The following is a 20,896-nucleotide window of genomic DNA, read 5'->3' on the forward strand; positions in this document are numbered from 1 at the left end:
TTGAGATATGAGTGATTATGAAATGATGGACAAAGAAGAAATATATTCTAAAGTATTACGTGCTGGTAGAAGAACTTATTTTTTCGATGTTAGAGCTACTAAAGCTGGTGATTATTATTTAACGGTTACTGAGAGTAAAAAATTCACCAACGACGATGGTTCATTCCATTATAAAAAACATAAAATCTACCTTTATAAAGAAGATTTTAAAGAATTTAGAGAAATCTTAGCTGAAATGACTGATTATATTATTGATGAAAAAGGTCATGAGGTTATTAGCGAACGTCATCAAAAAGACTTTAAACGCGAAAGTGATTTTGTTGCTCAAGAAGCTAAAACACCAGAAGATACTAAAACTACAGATAGTTTTACCGATATTAGTTTTGACGATATCTAAGATTAACTGCTTTTAAATTTTAATGAAAAAGCCTTGACATTTATTTGTCAAGGCTTTTTTATGATTATAACCCTACACAGACTACTAGCAAACTAATCTTTTAATATTTGAAAATCAATAGTAGAATCACTATAAACCTTATGCGTTTGCTTTTTAAAATCACTGGCTTTAGCTTCAAAAATATTATCGACGTAAGTCTGTGGATTAGCATCTATATAAGGAAAAAAAGTGCTCTGAACTTGCACTTGTATCTTATGTCCTTTTTTAAACGTATGAAACACATCTTGTAATTTTAAATTCACTGCCGTTTTTTCATTGGGCACAAAAGGTTCTGGTTTAGACATGTTATTTCTAAAACGCCCACGTAACACTTCACTCCTAACCATCATATGGTAATTACTCAATTTTAAATGGTCTTGCACATCCTTAGTGTTTTTGGTGTCTGCAGGAAACACATCAATCACTTTTACAATCCAATCTGCAGCTGTTCCTGTAGTGGCTACATTTAATTTAGCTAAAATATCCCCTGCAAGCGTTACATCATTGTCTAAAACTTCAGTTTCAAACGTTAATACATCTGGTCGTCTCGAAGCAAAACGCTGATCATCTGTCATAAACTTACGTGGTGTAAATCCGACTTTAATATCTTCAGTATAAGGCACTGGTTTTTTAGGGTCACTTATAAAATCTGATGTCGCCAACATTTTATTAGGTAAGGTTGTTAAGTGCTCATCAGGCTGCATAAAATAGCTTTTAGTAGTCACATTTTTAGGAGGCCAAGTTTCAAAAGACTCCCATTGTTTAGTTCCTGTATTAAACATTTGTGCTTCTGCTAACCCTGTTTCACCATTAGCTTCACCTTTTAAGAAATGATTAAAAAATTTCGTTTCTACGTGTTTCTGAAAACCATCAGAAAGTTCATCTCCAAAATAGATATTACCCACCACTTGTCTTTCATTGCTCCTAGCCCAATCACCATGACTCCAAGGTCCAAAAACTACGGTGTTGTAATTATCGCTATGTTCTTCAATGCTTTTATAGGTGTTAAATGGGCCGTATAAATCTTCGGCATCAAACAAACCTCCAACTACCATAGTTGCTGGCTTAATGTCTTTTAAATGCTGAATAATTCCTCTTCGTTGCCAAAACTCATCATAGGTTACATGTGTTTTTAATTGTTCCATAAACACGTTGGTACTATCGTAATATTTATCTAGTTTACGCAGCGGCATATGATCTAAAAAAAACTGATGCTGATCTTCGGTACCAATGTCAGGAAAAGAATACCACGACTCTGTTGTGGGTTGATCTTTCATATAACCAAAAACAGACGTTGCTCTCCAATAACTCAATAAAAAAGCCCCATTATGAATAAAATCATCAAAAAAGAAATCGCCAATACACGCTTGGGGTGATACCGCTTTTAAGGCGGGGTGCGCATCTAACAACGAATAGGTTGCGTAAAACCCTGGATAAGAAATACCGTAAGTTCCAACGTTTCCGTTATTATGCGCTACATTATTTACCAACCACTCAATGGTATCGTAAGTATCACTAGCTTCATCAATCTGCGTTCCTGTTTTATTAGGAATGTAAGGACGCATATTATCGTAAACCCCTTCACTATTCCAACGGCCTCGCACATCTTGATACACCATAATATTCCCTTCTTCCATCAAATACTTATTAGGCCCAATCTTACTCCTAAATTCATCTTCACCATAAGGTCTGCAACTGTAAGGCGTACGCATCATTAACATAGGATAGCTTTGAGACGTGTCTTTTGGGGAGTAGATGGTTGTATGAAGCTTTACACCATCGCGCATAGTAATCATGACTTCTTGTTTGGTGTAATGATCTTTCGCATAGGTATTTTCAGCATTACTAACTTCAGTTGACGTTATAGCTTGATGCGTTTTGTCACTGCAGCTCCATAATCCTAAAGCAATAAAGGCAATAAACAATAATTTCTTAATCATAGGTTGGGTTGGTTTTAGAGATAAACGATAGACTGACAACCAATATAAAGTAACATGTACATTGTTGCTTTAAAAGTCATCAAGTTCTTAACTCTTTATTTTTTTATAAATTTTAATATTTCAAGCTGCGCACCTGATTTAATTTTTACAAAATACAATCCTGAATCATATTCTGACACATTGAAAAACACAGAAGTTGCTACAGCCTTTAATGTTTTTATAGTTCTACCATTTAAATCCATGATGGTTATTTCGCTTTTGTGGTGTAGCCCTTCAATTGCTACTTCAGATACTGCGGGATTAGGATATAATTTTAGAGAAAGTTGTTCCGAATCGTTAACGGATAAAGCGTTACCTGAAAAAACAATTCTACTAATTTCGGTGCCATCGCCTCCTATGGCTGTAAACGAAAAATAATCTTTAGTCCGACCCACATTTTGTAATTCAAATGTGATATCATCACCTAAATAGGCATCTAAATCTACACTCACTGTAGTATAACCATCTTGATAACGTGTTATTGGATTATAACTTGGACCATATTGCACACCGTTTATTAAAATCCTAAACCACGAATTTAACGGTGTAGAACTGTAGTGATGCAACTGTTTAAACGTGATATCTACGACACCATCTACTAAATTGGCACCATCTATTTTAAATTTTAAGCCTGTTAAAAAGTCTTTATTATCATTCCACGCCTGAGACGCTGTAGTTGTATCTCCTCCTACCCATTCTGCATTAGAATTACGTTGATGAAGTACTAATCTATCGTAAATTGAATAATTAACAAACTCTAAATTAGATGATTCACTATGCATCACCGAAAACAAGCCGGCTTGTAGTGACGATTCGTTATTAAAATAATTATCATACCCTAACTCCAAGTACTCTGGGTCAGTAGAAGTATATATTTTTTGCCAAGGCGAATGTGCAGCCTCGCAACTATTACGAACAAAAAGCTTGTATGATGTTGCTACTGTTAATTCTGAGAATGTGTAGCTATTACTATCAGAAACTAAATAATCTGCACCTAAATTTTCTTCAAATTCAGCTGCGACAACCTCATAACTATCAGTGGTTGTCGCATCCCAGTTTAGTGCAATATTATCCGCAGCACTAACTGATGAAATATTGGTAATAGACTCACAATCATTCTCTAACAAGCGTATGTTATCTAAATAGGTTTTTCGGGTTGTAGATTTGCTTACATTTTCTAGCTTAATGGTTACCAATTCACCTACAAACTGAGACAAATCTATAGTAACAGTTTTAAAATCATTGTCATCAAAAGCAGCATTATAAATAAAATCTTCGGCAACGCCTGTATACACATTATCATCTGCATAATTTTTTATTTTGACACGTAAATAAGCTTCGGATGTTTGACTAATATCAAATCTAAGAACGGGATCAATCGTGTTTTGAGTAAGATCTACATCTATTGAAAACGTTCTTATAAAATCCTGATTTTCTTCAAAAGGATCTCCATAATCATTCCAATTCAGATACTGTGGATATCCAGGACCATTAAGCATTAAACCATAAGCGCTTTCATTTGCAGCCTCAGTATTTATTTCTACACCGTAATCTGGCACAGCATAATCACGTTGAAAATCGGATTCAAAATCAATGGTATAAGGCAGGGTTAACACCTCTGGTCTGGTTTTAAAATAAAAGCTACGATAACCTGCAGTAACGCCAAATGCATCGCAATCAGATTTTACATTGATATAATACGCTTGTGAAGGCAATAAACCCGATACTGAAAAGGTTTGATCATTAGTAATAGTGTACGATTCCGGTATTTCTTCACCTACTTCTGTAATTACATACCTGTAATGATTTGCTGTAGAGTTATCATTAAGAGTAAACTCAGCAGATGTATTGGTTATATTATCAATAGAGATCACCGATAAACCTTCGCAAACTTGTAAATTACCATCAAAACGTGTTTTAGCGTAAGAATTTTGCAATAACACAGATGACGATGTTGAACCATCATCAAATTCTTCGGTTATACTTACTCTGCTTCGCGTAGGTGGATTATTAAAATTTTCTGTGCCTTGCCATCCAAACAAAGCACTTGTTGATTGCCCCGGATTGACATCTTCTACATCAATAACCAAATTATCGATACCGTTATAATTAAAAGGCTCATCAAAAATTAAAATAAACTCATACGCATTTGCGTAATAGGTGGAAATTCCTATTTGGGTTAAATCCGCATCAGCAATAAAACCATCTCCCGATTCAAACTCCTCTTTGGTTGTATGGCCTATTTTAAATATTAGGTTTGTATTAGGTGCAGGTGATGTCGTTGTATTTGAAAATGCAGTAAAAAATCGAAGGCCTGTTATCTCACCATTAAACTTTATATGATCGGGATAATACAGGGTTTGTGTCCGAGAAAATTTTGCTTGAGGCACATAGGGCTGATTTGTATAGTCCCCCGAACCTCCAACAGTTACATAACTTGAAGGTATCAATTGTGCACTACTTATTACTGAACATAATAAGCTAACAATAAATAAAACGTTTTTCATGATTGATGATTATGGCGCAATTTAGTAATTAAATTGTCCAAAAATTGTTAAAATTTAAGATGCCTCCACGGAAGTAAACTCAAACTTACCACCATTAAACAAGCCTTTATCACTGAGTTTTAAAGCCGGAATCACCAACAAAGCCATAAAAGACAAACTCATATAAGGTGCGTGAAGTTTGCTCCCTAATTGTTTTGCCATTTTATCTAACTCAGCATATTGTTTACCGATTACTTCAGCATTTTTATCACTCATAATTCCGGCAACTGGAAGTGCCACCACTTTTTCTTCGGAATCACTTATCGCGCAAATACCACCTTCATTTTCTATTAAAAGATTCACAGCTTTACAAATCGCTTCATCCGAAACGCCTATGGCAATAATATTATGTGAATCATGACCGACAGAACTAGCAATAGCACCTTCTTTTAATCCGTAATTTTTAATAAAGGCAATAGCTGGGTTACCGTTTTTGTAACGATTTACAACGGCCATTTTTAAAACATCAGTTTCGGTATTAGAAACTAAATTTCCTTCTTTAATTGTAGATGCTGCAATGATTTCATTTGTAACTAATTCGCCATCCAAACACTCTATAACTCTAATTTCTTTAGCCTCAGATTCATATTTAAAATCGGAAATTTCTTTTTTATCAGTATTGAAATTATTCAAGTTTTGAAATTCAACATGCGCTACTTTTGAAATGCCATTATAATAAACCAATTCACCACCAATAATGGTCTGCAACGTTTTAAAATCTTTTAAATCTTCAAGCACAATACAATCTGCCGTATCCCCTACATTAAGCAAACCGACGTCTAAACCATAATGATTTACAGGATTTATACAAGCTGCTTTTAAAACCTTAAAAACATCGTTGCCTTTAGCGACAGCCCTGGCACACAATTGATTGATATGTCCTAACAACAAATCGTCAGGATGTTTGTCATCACTACAAAACATCATATTTTCATAATGTTCATCTAGTAAGGGTATTAAGGCTTCAAAATTTTTAGCAGCACTACCTTCTCTGATGATGACTTTCATACCTTTTTGAAGTTTCTCCAAACCTTCATCATAGGTAAAACACTCGTGATCCGTTGATATACCTGCAGAAATATACTTGGTTAAATCATCGCCTCGTAATCCTGGCGCATGACCATCTACAGGCTTGTCATAATGCTTAGCCCATTCTATTTTCTTTAAAACTTCGGCATCATCATAAATAACGCCTGGGTAATTCATCATTTCAGCTAAATACTTAATATCCGGATTTTCCAACAACGTTTTAATATCGTCAGCATCAATAACTGCTCCAGCCGATTCAAAGCTTGTTGCTGGCACACAAGAAGGCGCTCCAAAATTGAATTTAAAAGGGGTTTTCTTTCCGTTTTCAATCATAAATTCCACACCAGCAACACCCAATACATTAGCAATTTCATGCGGGTCAGAAACGGTTGAAACCGTGCCGTGTTTTACGGCTATTTTAGCAAATTCTGAAGGTACCAACATAGAACTTTCGATGTGAATATGAGCATCTATAAAACCCGGTAAAATGTAATGATTTTCCTCACAGTCTTTGGCTTCAATAGATTTAATTATGCCATTTTCGATGGTAACTTCACCTTTAAAAATGGTCTTATTTACGATGTCTACTATATGTCCTTTTAGTTTCAAAATGTATGCTTTTTATAGATTCCGTCAATTACAAGAATCTTTGATTTATATAAAATAAAACTGACTATTAATAATTTAAGACGATTTACATAAATTAAAAGTTTAATCAATATCAGCTTCACAACGACTCAGCCTTTAGTACAACTTTAGCCTTAACCTTATTCAAATAAAGGTTATTGTTTCAATTCTATTTTTAAAATTTGCTTAGTTTCATCAGTAATTTTAAAGCGTTCATCAGCACGCATGCCTACAACCCAAACCACCTTATTATTTGACGTCAGTAACCAAGTATTCTCTTTTTCTACTAGGGATAGTTTTTCATCTTTTAGAAATTTACTGAGCTTCTTTTTACCTTTCATTCCTAATGGCTGAAACACATCGCCTTCCTCCCAAAGTCTTAATTCTATTGGGAACTCTAACTTGTTCTTATCGACATAAATAATATCTTTTGAGGTTTCTGCAATGGCATCAACATCATCAAAAGGCATGATTCCTAATGGTGTTTTTATAATTCGGTTATGCACATCAGCTTCACTTAGCGTCATAGCGTCACTATGATTTCCGTTTAAATCTGTTAAAATTAAAAAAGTTCTATGCTTTATCAGTCGATGGGTATTAGACTTAACTAACTTTCCTGATTCTGCATCTAAAAGCGCTACAACGTCATCCCAGGCCGTAAACCCATAGGCCTTAAAAACTTCATACAAATACGCTTTGGGATTATTACGACTTTTAAATTCAGCTATTTTATAAATAATACCATAGTTATCAGTAGCTTCAATCGCATTACGTTTAAAAATCTTTAAATTTTCATCTACAATTTCAGCGGAATCATTAAGGTTTGAAATGGTATTTTGAAAACTATCTAAAAGTTGCGGATTAATTTCTTTTAAAATAGGCACCAATTCGTGTCGCAGTTTGTTTCTCAAATACTTTCTAGAAGCATTACTAGCATCTTCACGCCATATAATCGTTTCCTGATTAGCAAACGCTTCAATTTGAGCTCTAGAAAACGGTAGCAACGGTCGCACCACATTAGCGTTAATCATCGGAATTCCGGTTAAACCGTTTAATCCTGTACCTCTCGTAAAGTTAATTAAAAACGTCTCTAAATTATCATCAGCATGATGTGCGGTGAGTATATAATTGAACTGTAAGTGTTCTGCTAATTCTGCAAACCAGTCGTAGCGCAACTCCCGAGCCGCCATTTGTATTGAACATTTATTAATTTCAGCATAAGCTTCAGTATCAAAACTCTGCACAAAAATTTCAACCTGTAATGTTTCTGCTAAATCTAAAACAAAAGCTTCGTCTTTATCACTTTCTTCAGCTCTTAGATTAAAGTTACAATGCGCCAGTGAAAACTTTAACTCCAGAGATTTACATAGGTGAGCCAATACAACACTGTCTATACCTCCAGAAATGGCGATAATTAATTTCCTTTCACTTAGAATTGAAAGATTCTTTTCTATATGGTTTTTGAAGTCTTTATACACTAGTCAAAGGTATTGAATTTTATGGATTCTAAAACGGACTGTCATTGTAAATTGAATAAGTCATCTGCTAACAAAGCTATTAAATATGATTTTTAATAACCTAACCGATGACAATTGTCATATCTATAACAATCGATTATGATTAACTTTAAATAAATTTAAAAACCAAAAGTTATGACAACTCTAAATAATATAAAACCACAACCGACAAAAACCGATTTTGACAAGAAAGTACTTTCTGCACTACCACACTTACATCCGTATGTAAAACATCGAATTTATATTGCAGAAACAACAGGTATTTTGCCTAAAAACATGTTTTCTTCTAATGGACTAATAGACGAGAGTATTATTATTCTTTACAGTAGTAAATTTGACAGAAATGCTGATACTATGGCTGTTCGTTTAGAGCTCTTTAAAATTGTAGATAATTACATGAATGCTTTATTTAAAGAGGAAGCGCACCATAAAAACACCATTAGCACCGAAACTTTCTTAGAAACAGAACTTTCTAAACTGAGTCAAGATTATACTATTGATGCGGATTTCGATTTTATTCTAAACACAGAATTAAATGACATTTCTTATCATCAAAATGAAAATGAACCACTGCATTTATATGCTGATAAAGAAACCTCTATTCTAAACGCTTTTGAAGTGGAAGATTTACCCTTTAAAGCATCTAACCAAGTATTCGGACAACTTTATAACTGGTTACCATTTAATGTGTCTAACCTTGTAGATTTACACGTAATTGGGAAGTTAGATTTTGAATCTATCGCTAAAATTAAAAATATTGAAACCAAACGTGTTATTTCTATTTTCGACAAGGTAAAACTTACATTTAGAAGACATATTTAACTACAATCTAGTTTAAGAGCGTATCAAATTAACACGTATAGTTACGCAAAGAAGGCACGAGAATGCACAGAGATTATAACTGAAGCAGTCGTGCCTTTTTTTATCATTCTGAAAATAAAACATAGGTTAAATAACAACTGCACACTGAGACTGCAACCGCAACTGTGACTAAAAACCAGCCTATATTTAAAAGCAGGACAAAGAAAATTAAGGAAGTAGCAACAATGCGTAGTATTCTAATTCTCCAAAGCTTCTCGCATAGCTTTAGCCTTAGTTAAGCATTCTTCATACTCTTTCATTGGGTCACTTTTAGCCGTAATAGCACCACCTACAGAAAAAGACACATATTTGTGTGTCGCATTATAAAGGATACTTCTAATAATAACATTAAAATCGAAGTCGCCATTGGGCGCAAAATACCCAACAGACCCAGAATATACACCACGTTTGGTTGCCTCTAAATCTTCAATAATACTCATTGCTGAAATTTTAGGAACCCCTGTCATGCTTCCCATCGGATAGCTATTTTTTATGATATCTACAGGATGTGTTTCTTTCGCAACTTTTGAAGACACTGTAGATATCATTTGATGCACTTGCATAAAAGAATATACTTTGCACAGCTCATCTACCTTTACACTGCCTTTGATTGCGGTATGTGATAAATCGTTACGCACTAAATCTACTATCATAATGTTTTCACTACGTTCCTTTTTGTCTTTAGCTAATTCTGTTTTTAGTTTTTTATCTTCAACGTCATCTAAAGATCGTTTTGCCGTTCCTTTGATAGGCTGAGAAATAATTGATTGTCCCTTTTTCTGAATATAGCGCTCTGGCGAAGCTGATAACACATATTTATCATTACATTTTAAAAATGTGGCAAATGGCGGTTTTGAAATGGCGTTTAGCTTTTTATATGTTTCAAGCGGATCAATAACGCTGTCTTCAGCATAAAATTCTTGACAAAAATTAGCTTCATAAATATCTCCTCGTTGAATGTGCGCGAGCATTTTATCTAACTTTTCAAAATAGGCTTCTTTGTGAATTCTTAGCTTTATTTTAATATCATTTTGAAGCTCAACAGCGCTTTGGCTCGATAAGTTTTCAATGGCTAATAAGTCGCTTTCAACATCATCAGCCACCATATTTAAATACTGAATTTCAACTTGATTTCCGGTAATTAAAAATAACTTCTGAGGTTGAAAAAAGTATAAATCCGGAAATTCTAAACCGTCATAATTTTTCGATTTTAAATGTTCTGCTGTGTTTTTAAGATCGTAAGTAAGGTAACCAAAAATCCAGTCGTTTGTTGTGCTTTGGTATTCTTTTAGGCGTTCAAAAGCATCAAAATAATCGGTGTGGATTGCCGTAAAAGCTTCTACAGCCAAAACCGCATCATAATTGCTATACTGATTGTTATGGTTATTAGAATCTAACCATACGACATCATCAAATTGTTGACTCCAAAGCAATAGATTTTGCTTGAAACTGCCGCTGTTTTTAAGTTGATGAATTTGTGTTGTTCTCAATAGAAAAATAATTGCTGCAATTTACCGAACTTTAGGCAAGATACCTACTAGCTTTCAAAAACCTTGCAGGATAAACACTAATTTTACTAGCGAAAAAATTTCAAGAATCGTATATTTCAAAAAAAATAAAAGCCTATGTATAGTTTAAAAAACGACTTACTAAATATAAACATAAAGCCTAAAGGCGCTGAGTTATGTAACATCACCTCTGTAAAAAACAATACCGAATTTTTATGGCAAGCTGACCCAAAGATTTGGGGAAGTCATGCACCAAACTTATTCCCTATTATTGGTTGCATGAAAAACGACACCTACATTTATAATGGCAAAACTTATACGATGCCAAAACATGGATTTGTTAGACATAATGACAATTTTACAATCAAAAATCAAACCGATTCTAGCATCACTTTTTCTTTAGTTTCAAATGACGCATTATATGCTTTATATCCTTTTTTGTTTGAATTTGAAATGACCTATACACTTTTAAATAACAGCTTAATTATTGATCATAAGGTTATTAATTCAGATGAAAAACCACTTTATTTTTCTTTAGGTGGACATCCGGCTTTTAATTGTCCGCTGTCAGCAACTGATGATTATACGGATTTTTATATCGCATTTGAAAAGACCGAAAACAGCCCGTCTTATCTCTTAAATATGGCTAATGGCTTATTAACCACAGAAACAAAGCCTGTTTTTTCAGAAGGTAATACCATTAATTTACACCCCGATTTATTTAATGACGATGCTTTAATTTTTAAAGATTTAAAATCGAGAACCGTAAGTTTAAAGCATAAAACAAAAGGTAAAGTCTTATCTGTAAACTTTAACGATTTTAAACAATTAGGAATTTGGGCTAAACCTAAGGCCCCTTATGTTTGTATTGAACCGTGGCTAGGTTTTGCTGATAATGAAACCACAGATCAAAATATTGAAACCAAGGAAGGTCATTTAGAACTAAAAGCTGGCGAAATATTTAACGCGAGCTACAGTATTACGATTGAAAAAAGTCATTTAGTGTAAGTTGATTAATAAAGTGGTAGCTTTGCAGCAAAATATTATACTGTGACTTTTAACGACCTTAATTTAAATACACCATTATATAACGCATTAGACGACTTAGGATTTACCACACCTACGCCTATCCAAGAGGAATCTTTTGGTATGGTTGCCTCAGGTAAAGATGTGGTTGGTATTGCGCAAACAGGTACCGGAAAGACTCTGGCTTACATGCTGCCTATATTAAGAAATCTTAAATACTCGCAACAAGACAATCCTAGAGTTTTAGTTTTGGTTCCAACGCGTGAATTGGTGGTGCAAGTAGTTAGCGAAATTGAAAAATTCTCTAAATACATTAACAACCGTGTGTTAGGTGTCTATGGTGGCACCAATATTAATACGCAAAAACAAGCCGTTGCTCAAGGTCAGGATATTATTGTGGCAACCCCTGGACGACTGTATGATTTAGCGGTGAGTAGAGTTTTACAGTTAAAATCGATTCAAAAATTAGTAATTGATGAAGTTGATGTGATGCTCGACTTAGGGTTTAGACACCAACTGATGAATATTTTTGATATTCTTCCACCACGTCGTCAAAATATTATGTTTTCGGCTACGATGACTAAAGATGTTGATGAACTGATTACTGATTTCTTTATTAACCCTACAAAAATATCCATTGCAGTTTCTGGAACACCTTTAGAAAATATCAAACAAGAGCGCTATGATGTGCCTAATTTTTATACTAAAGTTAACCTTCTAGAACATTTACTTCATGATAAAGAAGACTATTCTAAGGTTTTAATTTTTGTGGCTTATAAGAAAATGGCTGACCGCCTTTTTGATCAGCTTGAAGACTTATTCCCTAATCAATCTTGTGTCATTCATTCTAACAAAACCCAAAACTACCGATTGCGCAGTATTGAACAATTTAGAGAAGGTGAACATCGTCTTTTAGTTGCTACAGATGTTATGGCTAGAGGTTTAGATATTGATAATGTATCGCATGTTATCAATTTTGACACTCCGGATTATCCTGAAAATTACATGCACCGTATTGGTAGAACTGGTAGAGCTGAAAAACAAGGTCATGCCATTCTCCTATCCACTGAGAAAGAACAAGATGGTTTAGAACGGATTGAGGAATTAATGCAAATGAAGATTGAAGTTCTCAATATACCTGAAGTCATTGAGATTTCAACAGAGTTAATTGAAGAAGAACGTCCACAAATAAGAGAGCGCAATAATCCTACTAAACGCCGTGATGAGGATGCTCCCGGACCAGCTTTTCATGAGAAAAAGGAGAAAAACCAGAAAGAAAATCTAGGAGGTTCTTACCGTAGAGAAATTGCTAAAAAATATAAGAAACCGAAGACTAGAGGTGATAAAAATTACAATCGAAGAAATAAAAAATAACATCACCTACTAACTATTTTACACTTCAATTTAAGAGAAACACTAAAATCTATATATTTATAGTAGCTTTGGCCTTCTTTGCTTAAGACTTGTTTAAAGCATTATTAAATTATAAGAAAAACCCTAATCAAACTAATGAAAAGGGTTTTCTATACCTCAAGTACGCAGGATCGTATTTTATGTTAAAATAAAATCTATAACCCTAACCTTATAGTTGATCCTGCATTTGTACTTGATTTTCTACTAAATCTTTTATCGGAACAATAAGTTTTCCTTTTGAATTTTTTAATATTACCGAAATGCTTTGCACCGCATCTACAATGTAAGTTTCATCATTAAAAATGATTTTCTGTCCAACCTCGAAGGTTTTACGCGCATAAAACGTATTCAATAATTTACCGACCACTTCTCTTGCACCTAAGCCAAATGCAATCGCAAAAGCGAGAAGAAAAGCAGCAATAATCATATTAATGTTATTGGTAATAATCTGAGTATCGATTCCCGCTTGATTTAAAGCTGTAATTGAAATAAAAGTCAATAATAAAAAGAAAACCACCTGGCTAAGCATTTTCCCCCCTGATAAATCCATAGATTCAAAAAGCGATTTTAAGCCTTTTTTTACGAAATTAGCAAACAATAAGCCAAGCATAAAAATAACAAGTGCTGCAAATAATTGAGGCAAGTAAGCTAATAAGTTTGTGATTTGTTCTGAAATAATATCTAGACCCAATATATCAGAAGCTGTAATCAGTAAAATAATATACATTACCCATTTTACAAACTTAGAAACCACTAGAACGGTATTAAAATTGAGCTTTTTACCCTCTACTATTTCAATATCATTCAATTTATCGTCTAACTTATTAGCTTTCGCTATTTTTAAAACTTTTTTAATCAGTTTAACAACAAGCTTAGTTATAAGCCAACCTATAATTAAAACAATAAGCGCACCTACAATATTGGGGAATATTTTAATTATCTCTAACCACATGGTAGTCAAAGATTGAAATGCTATATCTTTAAATTCTGTTACTTTATCCATACTACAAAGTATTTATAAGGGGTTATTTAGTATTATTTTTTCGTTTACTCGTGACACTTTCTATAATATGACCAATGTTATACGAAAACAATTCAGCCAATTCCATAAGCAATTTAGCCATAGCTATATCATGCATAACTTTGCCTTTAAGTTCCTGTGGAACTTCCTTTAAAGGTTGGTCTATTTGCTTAAATGGATTCTCCATCTTTCGTATAATTTGTGTATTTATCTACCAGTTTTTCTTTTGCTCTTTTTAGTCGCATTTTAACTGCGCTTTCTCCAATTTCTAAAGCAGCAGCTAATTCTTTTATTGATAAGTTATCTTGATATTTTAATAATAAAATCATTTTTTCTTCTGGTGAGATAAGCTCCATTACAATTTTTAACTGCTCTACTCTCATATTTTGAAACTCTTGAGTAGAATCTACATCCTCACCTATATTCTCTATATCTACAACCTCTGAACTAACCGATTTTTTCTCTAATTTTTTTGCTGTATTTCTAGTTACATAATTCACACAGTGATTATACGTAAACGCATACAGCCAAGTTGAAAATTTAGATTTACCTTTAAAACTCGCTAATTTTACAAACACCCTCAAAAATACATCTTGAGTCAAATCTTTTGCTTCATCAACACCATTAGCAAACCCATAACATTTGTTATAGACCATAGACTCATATCTATCGTACAGAACCTCAAACAACAAAGTGTCGTTAGTTTTTACGATAGCTTCTACGAGCGCTTCATCGGTTAGGGTGTGAACAGCGTCTTGCGTCAAGGGGTTAAATAATCGAATTTAATTGTTAGTTATTGTTTAGACACTAAGTTTTATGAGAAGTCACAATTATTCAAAATTCTTTTTAAAAGCTTTTTATACTGTAGGCTTTGAATAATAAAACAGTGTCCGTATTTGTTTTAGATAATTTTCTAAATCATTCAAATAATTAGGTTACGTTTTAGCTGAAAATTAAATTCATCTAATAAAAGACAAATATAGTTATAAGAATTAATGTTATAACTATATATTAAGTAGCTAATAAAAATTAAGCACTATAAATTTAAGAATATTATAATAGCTAAAACATTTTTTACACACCATAATGGGAATAAATATGGCGTGACCATCGACTGAAATTACTTGAATTTTATTTTTATAAATTAAAGGTTACTAAAAAAGAAATTTTGAAACAACCATAAAATTATTAACTTTAAGAAAATATACACCTGAATTTTAACGTTATATAGCAACCGCTAAGTATTGAAAATAACTAAATGAACGATTACCTACACCAAAGAATTCCAAATTTAATACCATTTAGTTATGCGCATCATCACGATTCTCATTTAATAAATCAACAATGGGTTTTGATTAATGGCATTTCTAAAAAGAAAGCTGTTTACACATTTAAAGCCGACAATATCCTTGAAATATCTAGAAAAGACAATATTATTGAGACGTCGTGGACTATCAACATTAAAAATACATTCACGATTAAAACTGAAGATGGTGTAATTACTGTTGACGTTTATTTTAAAGATGACGATATCTTAGTGCTCAACAATCAAGATAAAGAAGAATTTGCGCTCTATATTAATACGACAAATTATGAAGACGAATTAAACTCTATTGAAGATGTTCAAGCTTTTTTAAAGGAAAAATATAAAAAGAAGGTCAGTACAGTAATTCACGACCACCAATTCTATTACATCGAAAAAGCAAAAGAATACGGCCCTTTTAAAGTCGAAGAATTAGCAAAAAAAGTAAAAGCAGATGAAATTAGTGCCTACTGTTTTGTTAGAGATGTAAATGCCCAAGACTACAGTAATCGCATACGTATTGCCGATTTAATACAGGAGCTATAGTTGGTAGTTGGTAGTTGGTAGTTGGTAGTTGGTAGTTGGTAGTTGGTAGTTGGTAGTTGGTAGTTGGTAGTTGGTAGTTGAAAAATAAAAAAAAGCAAACTCGTTGAGTTTGCTTTTTTTATAAATAATATTAGTGTTACTGAACCTTTATGTGTTCTTGTTTTTCTTTAAACATGTAAAGCTCTATCATCAGTTGCTGCTAAAGCCGCTTCTTTTACTGCTTCTGCAAATGTTGGGTGTGCATGAGACATACGCGAAATATCTTCTGCAGATGCTCTATATTCCATAGCTACAACGGCTTCAGCTATTAAATCGGCACAACGTGCACCAATCATATGAACGCCTAGAACTTCATCGGTTGTTTTATCGGCTAAGATTTTTACAAACCCATCAAGATCTCCACTTGCTCTTGCACGTCCTAATGCTCTAAACGGAAACTGACCAACTTTATAGTCTACATTATCTGCTTTTAATTCTTCTTCTGTTTTACCAACAGCAGCCACTTCTGGCCACGTATAAACAACGCCTGGAATTAAGTTATAATCGATGTGTGGTTTTTGTCCTGCGATAGTTTCTGCAACAAAGGTGCCTTCCTCTTCAGCTTTATGTGCTAACATTGCCCCTTTAATTACATCGCCAATAGCATAAATATTAGAAGCTGATGTTTGTAAATGTTCATTTACTTCAACCTGTCCTCTATCATTCATTTTTACACCTGCAGCGTCAAGATTTAAACCTTCGGTGTATGGACGACGACCAACAGATACTAAACAATAATCACCTTTAAACTCTACAACTTCGCCTTTTTTGTTTTCAGCTTTTACAACAACATCATCACCAGTACGCTCAACAGACTGCACTTTGTGAGATAGCATCATTTTGCATTTTGATTTTTTAAAGACTTTATTCAACTCTTTAGAAAGTCCACCATCCATAGTTGGGATGATTCTGTCCATATATTCAATAACCGTAACTTCTGCTCCCAAACGACGGTATACTTGTCCTAGCTCTAAACCAATAACACCACCACCGATAATAATGAGGTGTTTTGGTACTTCTTTAAGTTTTAAAGCTTCAGTTGAAGTAATGATACGTTCTTTATCTAAAGTGATAAATGGCAAGTTAGAGGGTTTAGATCCTGTAGCGATAATAATTTTCTTTGCTTCAATTTCTTGGGCATCCTTACCTTCTATTGTAATATGAGTCGCATCTTTAAAAGCCCCTAAGCCTTCAAAAACATCAATATTGTTTTTCTTCATTAAGAAATCAATACCACCTGTAGTTTGATCAACAACCGCTTGTTTGCGACCGATCATTTTTTCTAAATTCACTTTAATATCTCCCGGAATCTCTATGCCGTGATCTTCAAAATGCTTTGTTGCTTCTTCATAATGGTGAGAAGAACTCAACAAGGCTTTACTTGGAATACAACCTACGTTTAAGCAGGTACCACCAAGTGTTGAATATTTTTCAATAATGGCAGTTTTCATGCCTAATTGTGCGCAACGGATTGCTGCTACATATCCACCAGGTCCAGAACCTATTATTGCTACATCGTATGATTTCATAAATTTTATTTTCGTTGATTAAAAACGCAAACAAAAATACAATTTAGATTAATAATTTACGAATTTTTAAAAACAATATTTAAGCCAATATTTACTTGCTTTGTTGATCTAAATCCTGCAAAACCCATTCTAATTCAGGATCATTACCATTTAAACGGTCTTCATAAGTTGGCCTAATCTCAATATCAGGCTTTACGCCATAACCATCTGGCTCAGTTTTATAAAGAGCATCAATATGAGCTAAACCAATCCGTGCGCGCACTTTAGTGTGTGGTAACTCATAGCTTTTATACATCCCAGCAACAGTACCATTATAAGCGCCTCCTGTTTCTTCTCCTACAAATACAGCCTTATTACTACCTTGTATATTTGTGGAGAGCAACGAAGAGGCAGAAAATGAATTTCCGTTAATTAAGACATATATGTTACCTTTAAAATTTAAATCTTTAGGCGCTTGTTCTTTTCCTGATTTAAATTTGTAATACAACTTTCCGTCTTTCTTACTGGTCTTTAATATATCTACGGTAGCTAGAACAGGAGAAAATAAACCAATTAAAATTTTAATACCCGTTGGCGTTGTATTCGCCATAGAACTTTTTAGTATTGGATAGCGTCTTGTAATTTCACTAGGATTAATAAACGTGTAATTTTCATCGGTTAGATAACCATATAAATAAGCAATTTCATTGAGTCGCCCTCCAAAATTATTACGTAAATCTATTATTAACGTTTCTGCTTTTAAGGAATCAATAGTTTTAAAACTAGCATCATAGAAGCGTTTGTAATTGCCATTAGAGAACCCTCTAATTTTTAATAATGCTACAGTACTATCTCTCCCCACAAAATTTAGGTTCCTTGTATATTCATCTCTGCTAGAGATGTAACCATAGTCTCGATTATATTTTCGTTGTGCTTTAAGTTTTTGACGTTTTGCTTTTCGTTCTGCTTTTGTTAGTTTAACTACCGCTTTCTTAACGGCTTTTAATGAATCTTGTTTTAATGAATCTTTTTTTACCGAACTTGTGTCCTTTTTTAATACCCGTTTATACATTTTTACAAAAGTCGAATCTGCCTGCTTTAGTTTTAAACTAATACTATCAAAACGTCCTTTATCCTTTGCATAATAACCCAAAAATCGATAGCCCGTGACACGATTATGAAATGTTGTGTTATAGCCATCAGAAGCAATTAGCTTAGTATACTTATCTAATAAACTTTGTGCTTTTTGACCATCCACTTCTAAAACTTCAGCATTAATTAAGACAGAATCTCCTTTTCTTGCATTACTAATAAAAAGCTTATCGTCTACATATTCAAAGTCTAGATTATTAATGTCAAATTTAGTATCTCTTAATGCCTTTCGCTCTTTTCTATTTAATCTTAGTCCTGGAGGTGACAATGACATATGGCCTTGCCTAACATGTTTAGTCACCTGAGATAATTGTTCATAAAAATCGTGACTATTCATTGGGCTATCAATAGCTTTCTTTAAACTATCAAACTTAAAGTCTAATACCGCTTTTGAAGTAAACTGATATAAATGGGGATGGTTTTTCTGCAATTGCTCATAGACATGGTCAATATCTTGATGCAAATCTTTAGCAGGATGTAATTTTGTAACCTGATTATTATGCTTTTCAACACTAGCACAGGATGATAATAGAATTGTTAAACCTAAAACAAATAATAACAGTTCATTTTTAATTCGGCTGTCTAACCTATGCAATGCGTAATTATTCAATTTCATCCATTCAAATATTAGTGGTTCTACTGATATAGACGTAAAAATATTAATAATGGTTGCTTCACACCTTAATATTATGCATTTTTATTAGAATTCAATATTTTAGAATTAAGATTGATAAGTCTCAAAAAAAAAGCCCAAATTTTTAGATTATTTAAAATAATCAAAAAAAATGGACTGATTTCACCCTTGATTTAATAGCTTAACAAAAATGCAGCTTTAAATGTTACTCAACAATACTCAATTTGAGTATTTTAATACTTATAACCAATGTTGATTGGTCTTTATCATACCAATAAGCTCACCTGTGGATGATATCTTAAGCTTTTTTAAAATATTTCTCCGGTGTGTATCTACGGTATGTGAGCTAATATTTAATTTCTTTGAAATCTCTTTACTTGACTGGTTGAGTACAAGTAATCTTATAACATCACGTTCTCTTTTACTGATGCCATCATTTAATAATTTCTGAGAAAAATTATTAAAAAACTTTGTTTCATATTCGTTGTTAGCGTTAAGTAATTTGGCCGATGCGGTAATATCCATTTTAATATTGGAATTTAAAACGGTGTAATGCGCTAAGCCAATAATAGGTTTCCCTTCAGAATCTAGAACTAAAGGCGTTGTATTCTGAACAATATTCACGTAGATACCTTCTTTATTTTTAATTCTAAAATTCCAAGTGTAATTGGTTGCTTTCCGTTGATCAACTAAGAAGTTATCTAATGTAAACTCCATTAACTGATTTAAAGCATTTAACCAGGCGTCTATATCGTCTGGATGAATTCTACTCCAAAAATAACGCATGCCATGCACCTTTAATTCATTGGGGTCGAGACCTAAACACGATGTATAGTTTTTACTGACAAACTCAAACGTTAAATTCTGAGTATTAGTCACACAAAAAAAAGTAGAACTATAAGGCAAATACTCATCAAGTTCAATAAATTTTTTAATGTGTTCTTTTAGAAATGGTCTATCATAAGATTTAAATATAAATTTATATAAATCCTTTATTTCATCGTATTCCATAACGTAAAATTAGAAAAATTATCCATTTAACAGGGTTAATTTTCACATCTAAGCTTATGATATCTTAATGAAAAACAGATAAAACACAGATTATTAGCGTTTTCACGTTAAAATACTATCAATAATTTAAGCTAAAAAAAGTAATATCTTCACCTTAATTTAAACCGAAATTGCCGTAGTGTGCTTTACTTCACTTATCATAAACATACTATGCGTACTGCCAATATGATTAATCTTAGTTAATTTTTCTACCATAAATGCTCTAAATTCTTTCATGTCTTTTACCAACACTTTTAACAAATAATCATAATCGCCACTAAGATGATAACACTCTAAAACTTCACTTAATAAATTAACCTCACGCTCAAACATAACGACATAATCTTGTGAGTGCTGCACTAATTTAATATGGCAAAATGCCACAAAATCCTTTTGCACTTTACGTTTATCTACCAGTGCAACATACTGGTTTATAACACCATTTTTCTCAAGCTTTCTAATGCGTTCATAAACCGCTGTCACCGATAAATTTAATTGATAAGCCAAAGCTTTGTTGGTTTGTTTACTGTCCGTTTGAAGCAAGTGAAGTAATTTTCTGTCAATGGCATCGAAAGTCATAGCTGTGTTTTTTCTGTGTAAATGATTCTAACTTTAAAAATAGTGAATTTTAAACTACAAAAACTCAAAAAGCTAGTGATATAATCTAAAAATACACACAACTGTTGATTATCAATCTAAAT

At 33.1% G+C, this 20,896-nt stretch carries 17 protein-coding genes; 5 read left to right on the forward strand and 12 right to left on the reverse strand.

The window, feature by feature from the left end; translation table 11 throughout:
* The first annotated feature begins 7 nt into the window (after positions 1 to 7).
* A complete protein-coding gene (locus tag HM982_RS14645; RefSeq protein ID WP_179354027.1) occupies positions 8 to 397 on the forward strand; it encodes a PUR family DNA/RNA-binding protein in 390 nt (129 codons plus the stop codon).
* Between the two features lie 92 nt (positions 398 to 489).
* On the opposite strand, the gene HM982_RS14650 is transcribed toward HM982_RS14645, so the two are convergent.
* The 4 genes from HM982_RS14650 to tilS form a co-directional block, all read right to left on the reverse strand.
* A complete protein-coding gene (locus tag HM982_RS14650) occupies positions 490 to 2,376 on the reverse strand; it encodes a CocE/NonD family hydrolase (protein WP_179354029.1) in 1,887 nt (628 codons plus the stop codon).
* A gap of 95 nt (positions 2,377 to 2,471) precedes the next feature.
* Positions 2,472 to 4,922, reverse strand: a complete 2,451-nt coding sequence (locus HM982_RS14655; protein WP_179354031.1) for a T9SS type A sorting domain-containing protein — start codon at positions 4,920 to 4,922, stop codon at positions 2,472 to 2,474.
* A 54-nt stretch (positions 4,923 to 4,976) separates the two neighbouring features.
* Positions 4,977 to 6,599, reverse strand: coding sequence for an adenine deaminase (gene ade, locus HM982_RS14660; RefSeq protein WP_179354033.1), 1,623 nt, complete (start codon positions 6,597 to 6,599; stop codon positions 4,977 to 4,979).
* Positions 6,600 to 6,772: 173 nt separating this feature from the next.
* On the reverse strand, positions 6,773 to 8,095 hold the full coding sequence (gene tilS, locus HM982_RS14665; RefSeq protein WP_179354035.1) for a tRNA lysidine(34) synthetase TilS: 1,323 nt from the start codon (positions 8,093 to 8,095) through the stop codon (positions 6,773 to 6,775).
* Between the two features lie 174 nt (positions 8,096 to 8,269).
* Between tilS and HM982_RS14670 the strand changes: the two genes are divergently transcribed.
* Positions 8,270 to 8,956, forward strand: a complete 687-nt coding sequence (locus tag HM982_RS14670; RefSeq protein WP_179354036.1) for a hypothetical protein — start codon at positions 8,270 to 8,272, stop codon at positions 8,954 to 8,956.
* A 236-nt stretch (positions 8,957 to 9,192) separates the two neighbouring features.
* On the opposite strand, the gene HM982_RS14675 is transcribed toward HM982_RS14670, so the two are convergent.
* On the reverse strand, positions 9,193 to 10,485 hold the full coding sequence (locus HM982_RS14675; protein ID WP_179354038.1) for an anthranilate synthase component I family protein: 1,293 nt from the start codon (positions 10,483 to 10,485) through the stop codon (positions 9,193 to 9,195).
* Between the two features lie 135 nt (positions 10,486 to 10,620).
* Between HM982_RS14675 and HM982_RS14680 the strand changes: the two genes are divergently transcribed.
* The gene (locus tag HM982_RS14680) at positions 10,621 to 11,511 is read left to right on the forward strand and encodes an aldose 1-epimerase family protein (RefSeq protein ID WP_179354040.1); all 891 of its coding nucleotides are present in this window, start codon (positions 10,621 to 10,623) and stop codon (positions 11,509 to 11,511) included.
* 42 nt (positions 11,512 to 11,553) lie between these two features.
* Entirely contained in the window at positions 11,554 to 12,903 is a 1,350-nt protein-coding gene (locus tag HM982_RS14685; protein ID WP_179354042.1) for a DEAD/DEAH box helicase, read from the forward strand.
* A 208-nt stretch (positions 12,904 to 13,111) separates the two neighbouring features.
* On the opposite strand, the gene HM982_RS14690 is transcribed toward HM982_RS14685, so the two are convergent.
* Genes HM982_RS14690 through HM982_RS14700 form a run of 3 tightly spaced genes read right to left on the reverse strand, consistent with a single transcriptional unit; the run spans position 13,112 to position 14,727 of the window.
* Positions 13,112 to 13,945: a mechanosensitive ion channel family protein gene (locus tag HM982_RS14690; RefSeq protein WP_179354044.1), complete on the reverse strand. Its 834-nt coding sequence runs from the start codon at positions 13,943 to 13,945 to the stop codon at positions 13,112 to 13,114.
* Positions 13,946 to 13,967: 22 nt separating this feature from the next.
* Entirely contained in the window at positions 13,968 to 14,150 is a 183-nt protein-coding gene (locus HM982_RS14695) for a hypothetical protein (protein WP_179354046.1), read from the reverse strand.
* Complete coding sequence (locus HM982_RS14700) at positions 14,134 to 14,727, reverse strand: RNA polymerase sigma factor (RefSeq protein ID WP_179354048.1); 594 nt, start codon at positions 14,725 to 14,727, stop codon at positions 14,134 to 14,136. Before HM982_RS14700 ends, HM982_RS14695 begins: the two co-directional genes overlap by 17 nt.
* 494 nt (positions 14,728 to 15,221) lie before the next feature.
* Between HM982_RS14700 and HM982_RS14705 the strand changes: the two genes are divergently transcribed.
* On the forward strand, positions 15,222 to 15,812 hold the full coding sequence (locus HM982_RS14705; protein ID WP_179354050.1) for a hypothetical protein: 591 nt from the start codon (positions 15,222 to 15,224) through the stop codon (positions 15,810 to 15,812).
* Positions 15,813 to 15,979: 167 nt separating this feature from the next.
* Here the strand turns inward: HM982_RS14705 and lpdA are convergent, their stop codons facing one another.
* From lpdA to HM982_RS14725, 4 genes are all read right to left on the reverse strand, one after another.
* Positions 15,980 to 17,380 carry a dihydrolipoyl dehydrogenase gene (gene lpdA / locus HM982_RS14710; protein WP_179354052.1) on the reverse strand — a complete coding sequence of 467 codons (1,401 nt, stop codon included), beginning with the start codon at positions 17,378 to 17,380 and terminating at the stop codon, positions 15,980 to 15,982.
* A gap of 91 nt (positions 17,381 to 17,471) precedes the next feature.
* Positions 17,472 to 19,127 carry a S41 family peptidase gene (locus HM982_RS14715; RefSeq protein ID WP_179354054.1) on the reverse strand — a complete coding sequence of 552 codons (1,656 nt, stop codon included), beginning with the start codon at positions 19,125 to 19,127 and terminating at the stop codon, positions 17,472 to 17,474.
* Positions 19,128 to 19,385: 258 nt separating this feature from the next.
* Positions 19,386 to 20,156, reverse strand: a complete 771-nt coding sequence (locus HM982_RS14720; protein WP_179354056.1) for a LuxR C-terminal-related transcriptional regulator — start codon at positions 20,154 to 20,156, stop codon at positions 19,386 to 19,388.
* Between the two features lie 159 nt (positions 20,157 to 20,315).
* Positions 20,316 to 20,774: an Lrp/AsnC family transcriptional regulator gene (locus HM982_RS14725; RefSeq protein WP_179354058.1), complete on the reverse strand. Its 459-nt coding sequence runs from the start codon at positions 20,772 to 20,774 to the stop codon at positions 20,316 to 20,318.
* Positions 20,775 to 20,896 lie beyond the last annotated feature (122 nt).

This window comes from Winogradskyella vidalii (assembly GCF_013403955.1).
GTDB lineage: Bacteria > Bacteroidota > Bacteroidia > Flavobacteriales > Flavobacteriaceae > Winogradskyella > Winogradskyella vidalii.

Excerpts from the sequence above, each read along its gene's own strand:
- HM982_RS14655 (WP_179354031.1), bottom strand. The coding sequence starts at position 4,922 with ATGAAAAACGTTTTATTTATTGTTAGCTTATTATGTTCAGTAATAAGT.
- HM982_RS14650 (WP_179354029.1), bottom strand. The coding sequence starts at position 2,376 with ATGATTAAGAAATTATTGTTTATTGCCTTTATTGCTTTAGGATTATGG.
- lpdA (WP_179354052.1), bottom strand. The coding sequence starts at position 17,380 with ATGAAATCATACGATGTAGCAATAATAGGTTCTGGACCTGGTGGATAT.
- HM982_RS14720 (WP_179354056.1), bottom strand. The coding sequence starts at position 20,156 with ATGGAATACGATGAAATAAAGGATTTATATAAATTTATATTTAAATCT.
- HM982_RS14715 (WP_179354054.1), bottom strand. The coding sequence starts at position 19,127 with ATGAAATTGAATAATTACGCATTGCATAGGTTAGACAGCCGAATTAAA.
- HM982_RS14690 (WP_179354044.1), bottom strand. The coding sequence starts at position 13,945 with ATGGATAAAGTAACAGAATTTAAAGATATAGCATTTCAATCTTTGACT.
- HM982_RS14680 (WP_179354040.1), top strand. The coding sequence starts at position 10,621 with ATGTATAGTTTAAAAAACGACTTACTAAATATAAACATAAAGCCTAAA.
- HM982_RS14705 (WP_179354050.1), top strand. The coding sequence starts at position 15,222 with ATGAACGATTACCTACACCAAAGAATTCCAAATTTAATACCATTTAGT.
- HM982_RS14725 (WP_179354058.1), bottom strand. The coding sequence starts at position 20,774 with ATGACTTTCGATGCCATTGACAGAAAATTACTTCACTTGCTTCAAACG.
- HM982_RS14670 (WP_179354036.1), top strand. The coding sequence starts at position 8,270 with ATGACAACTCTAAATAATATAAAACCACAACCGACAAAAACCGATTTT.
- HM982_RS14645 (WP_179354027.1), top strand. The coding sequence starts at position 8 with ATGAGTGATTATGAAATGATGGACAAAGAAGAAATATATTCTAAAGTA.
- HM982_RS14695 (WP_179354046.1), bottom strand. The coding sequence starts at position 14,150 with ATGGAGAATCCATTTAAGCAAATAGACCAACCTTTAAAGGAAGTTCCA.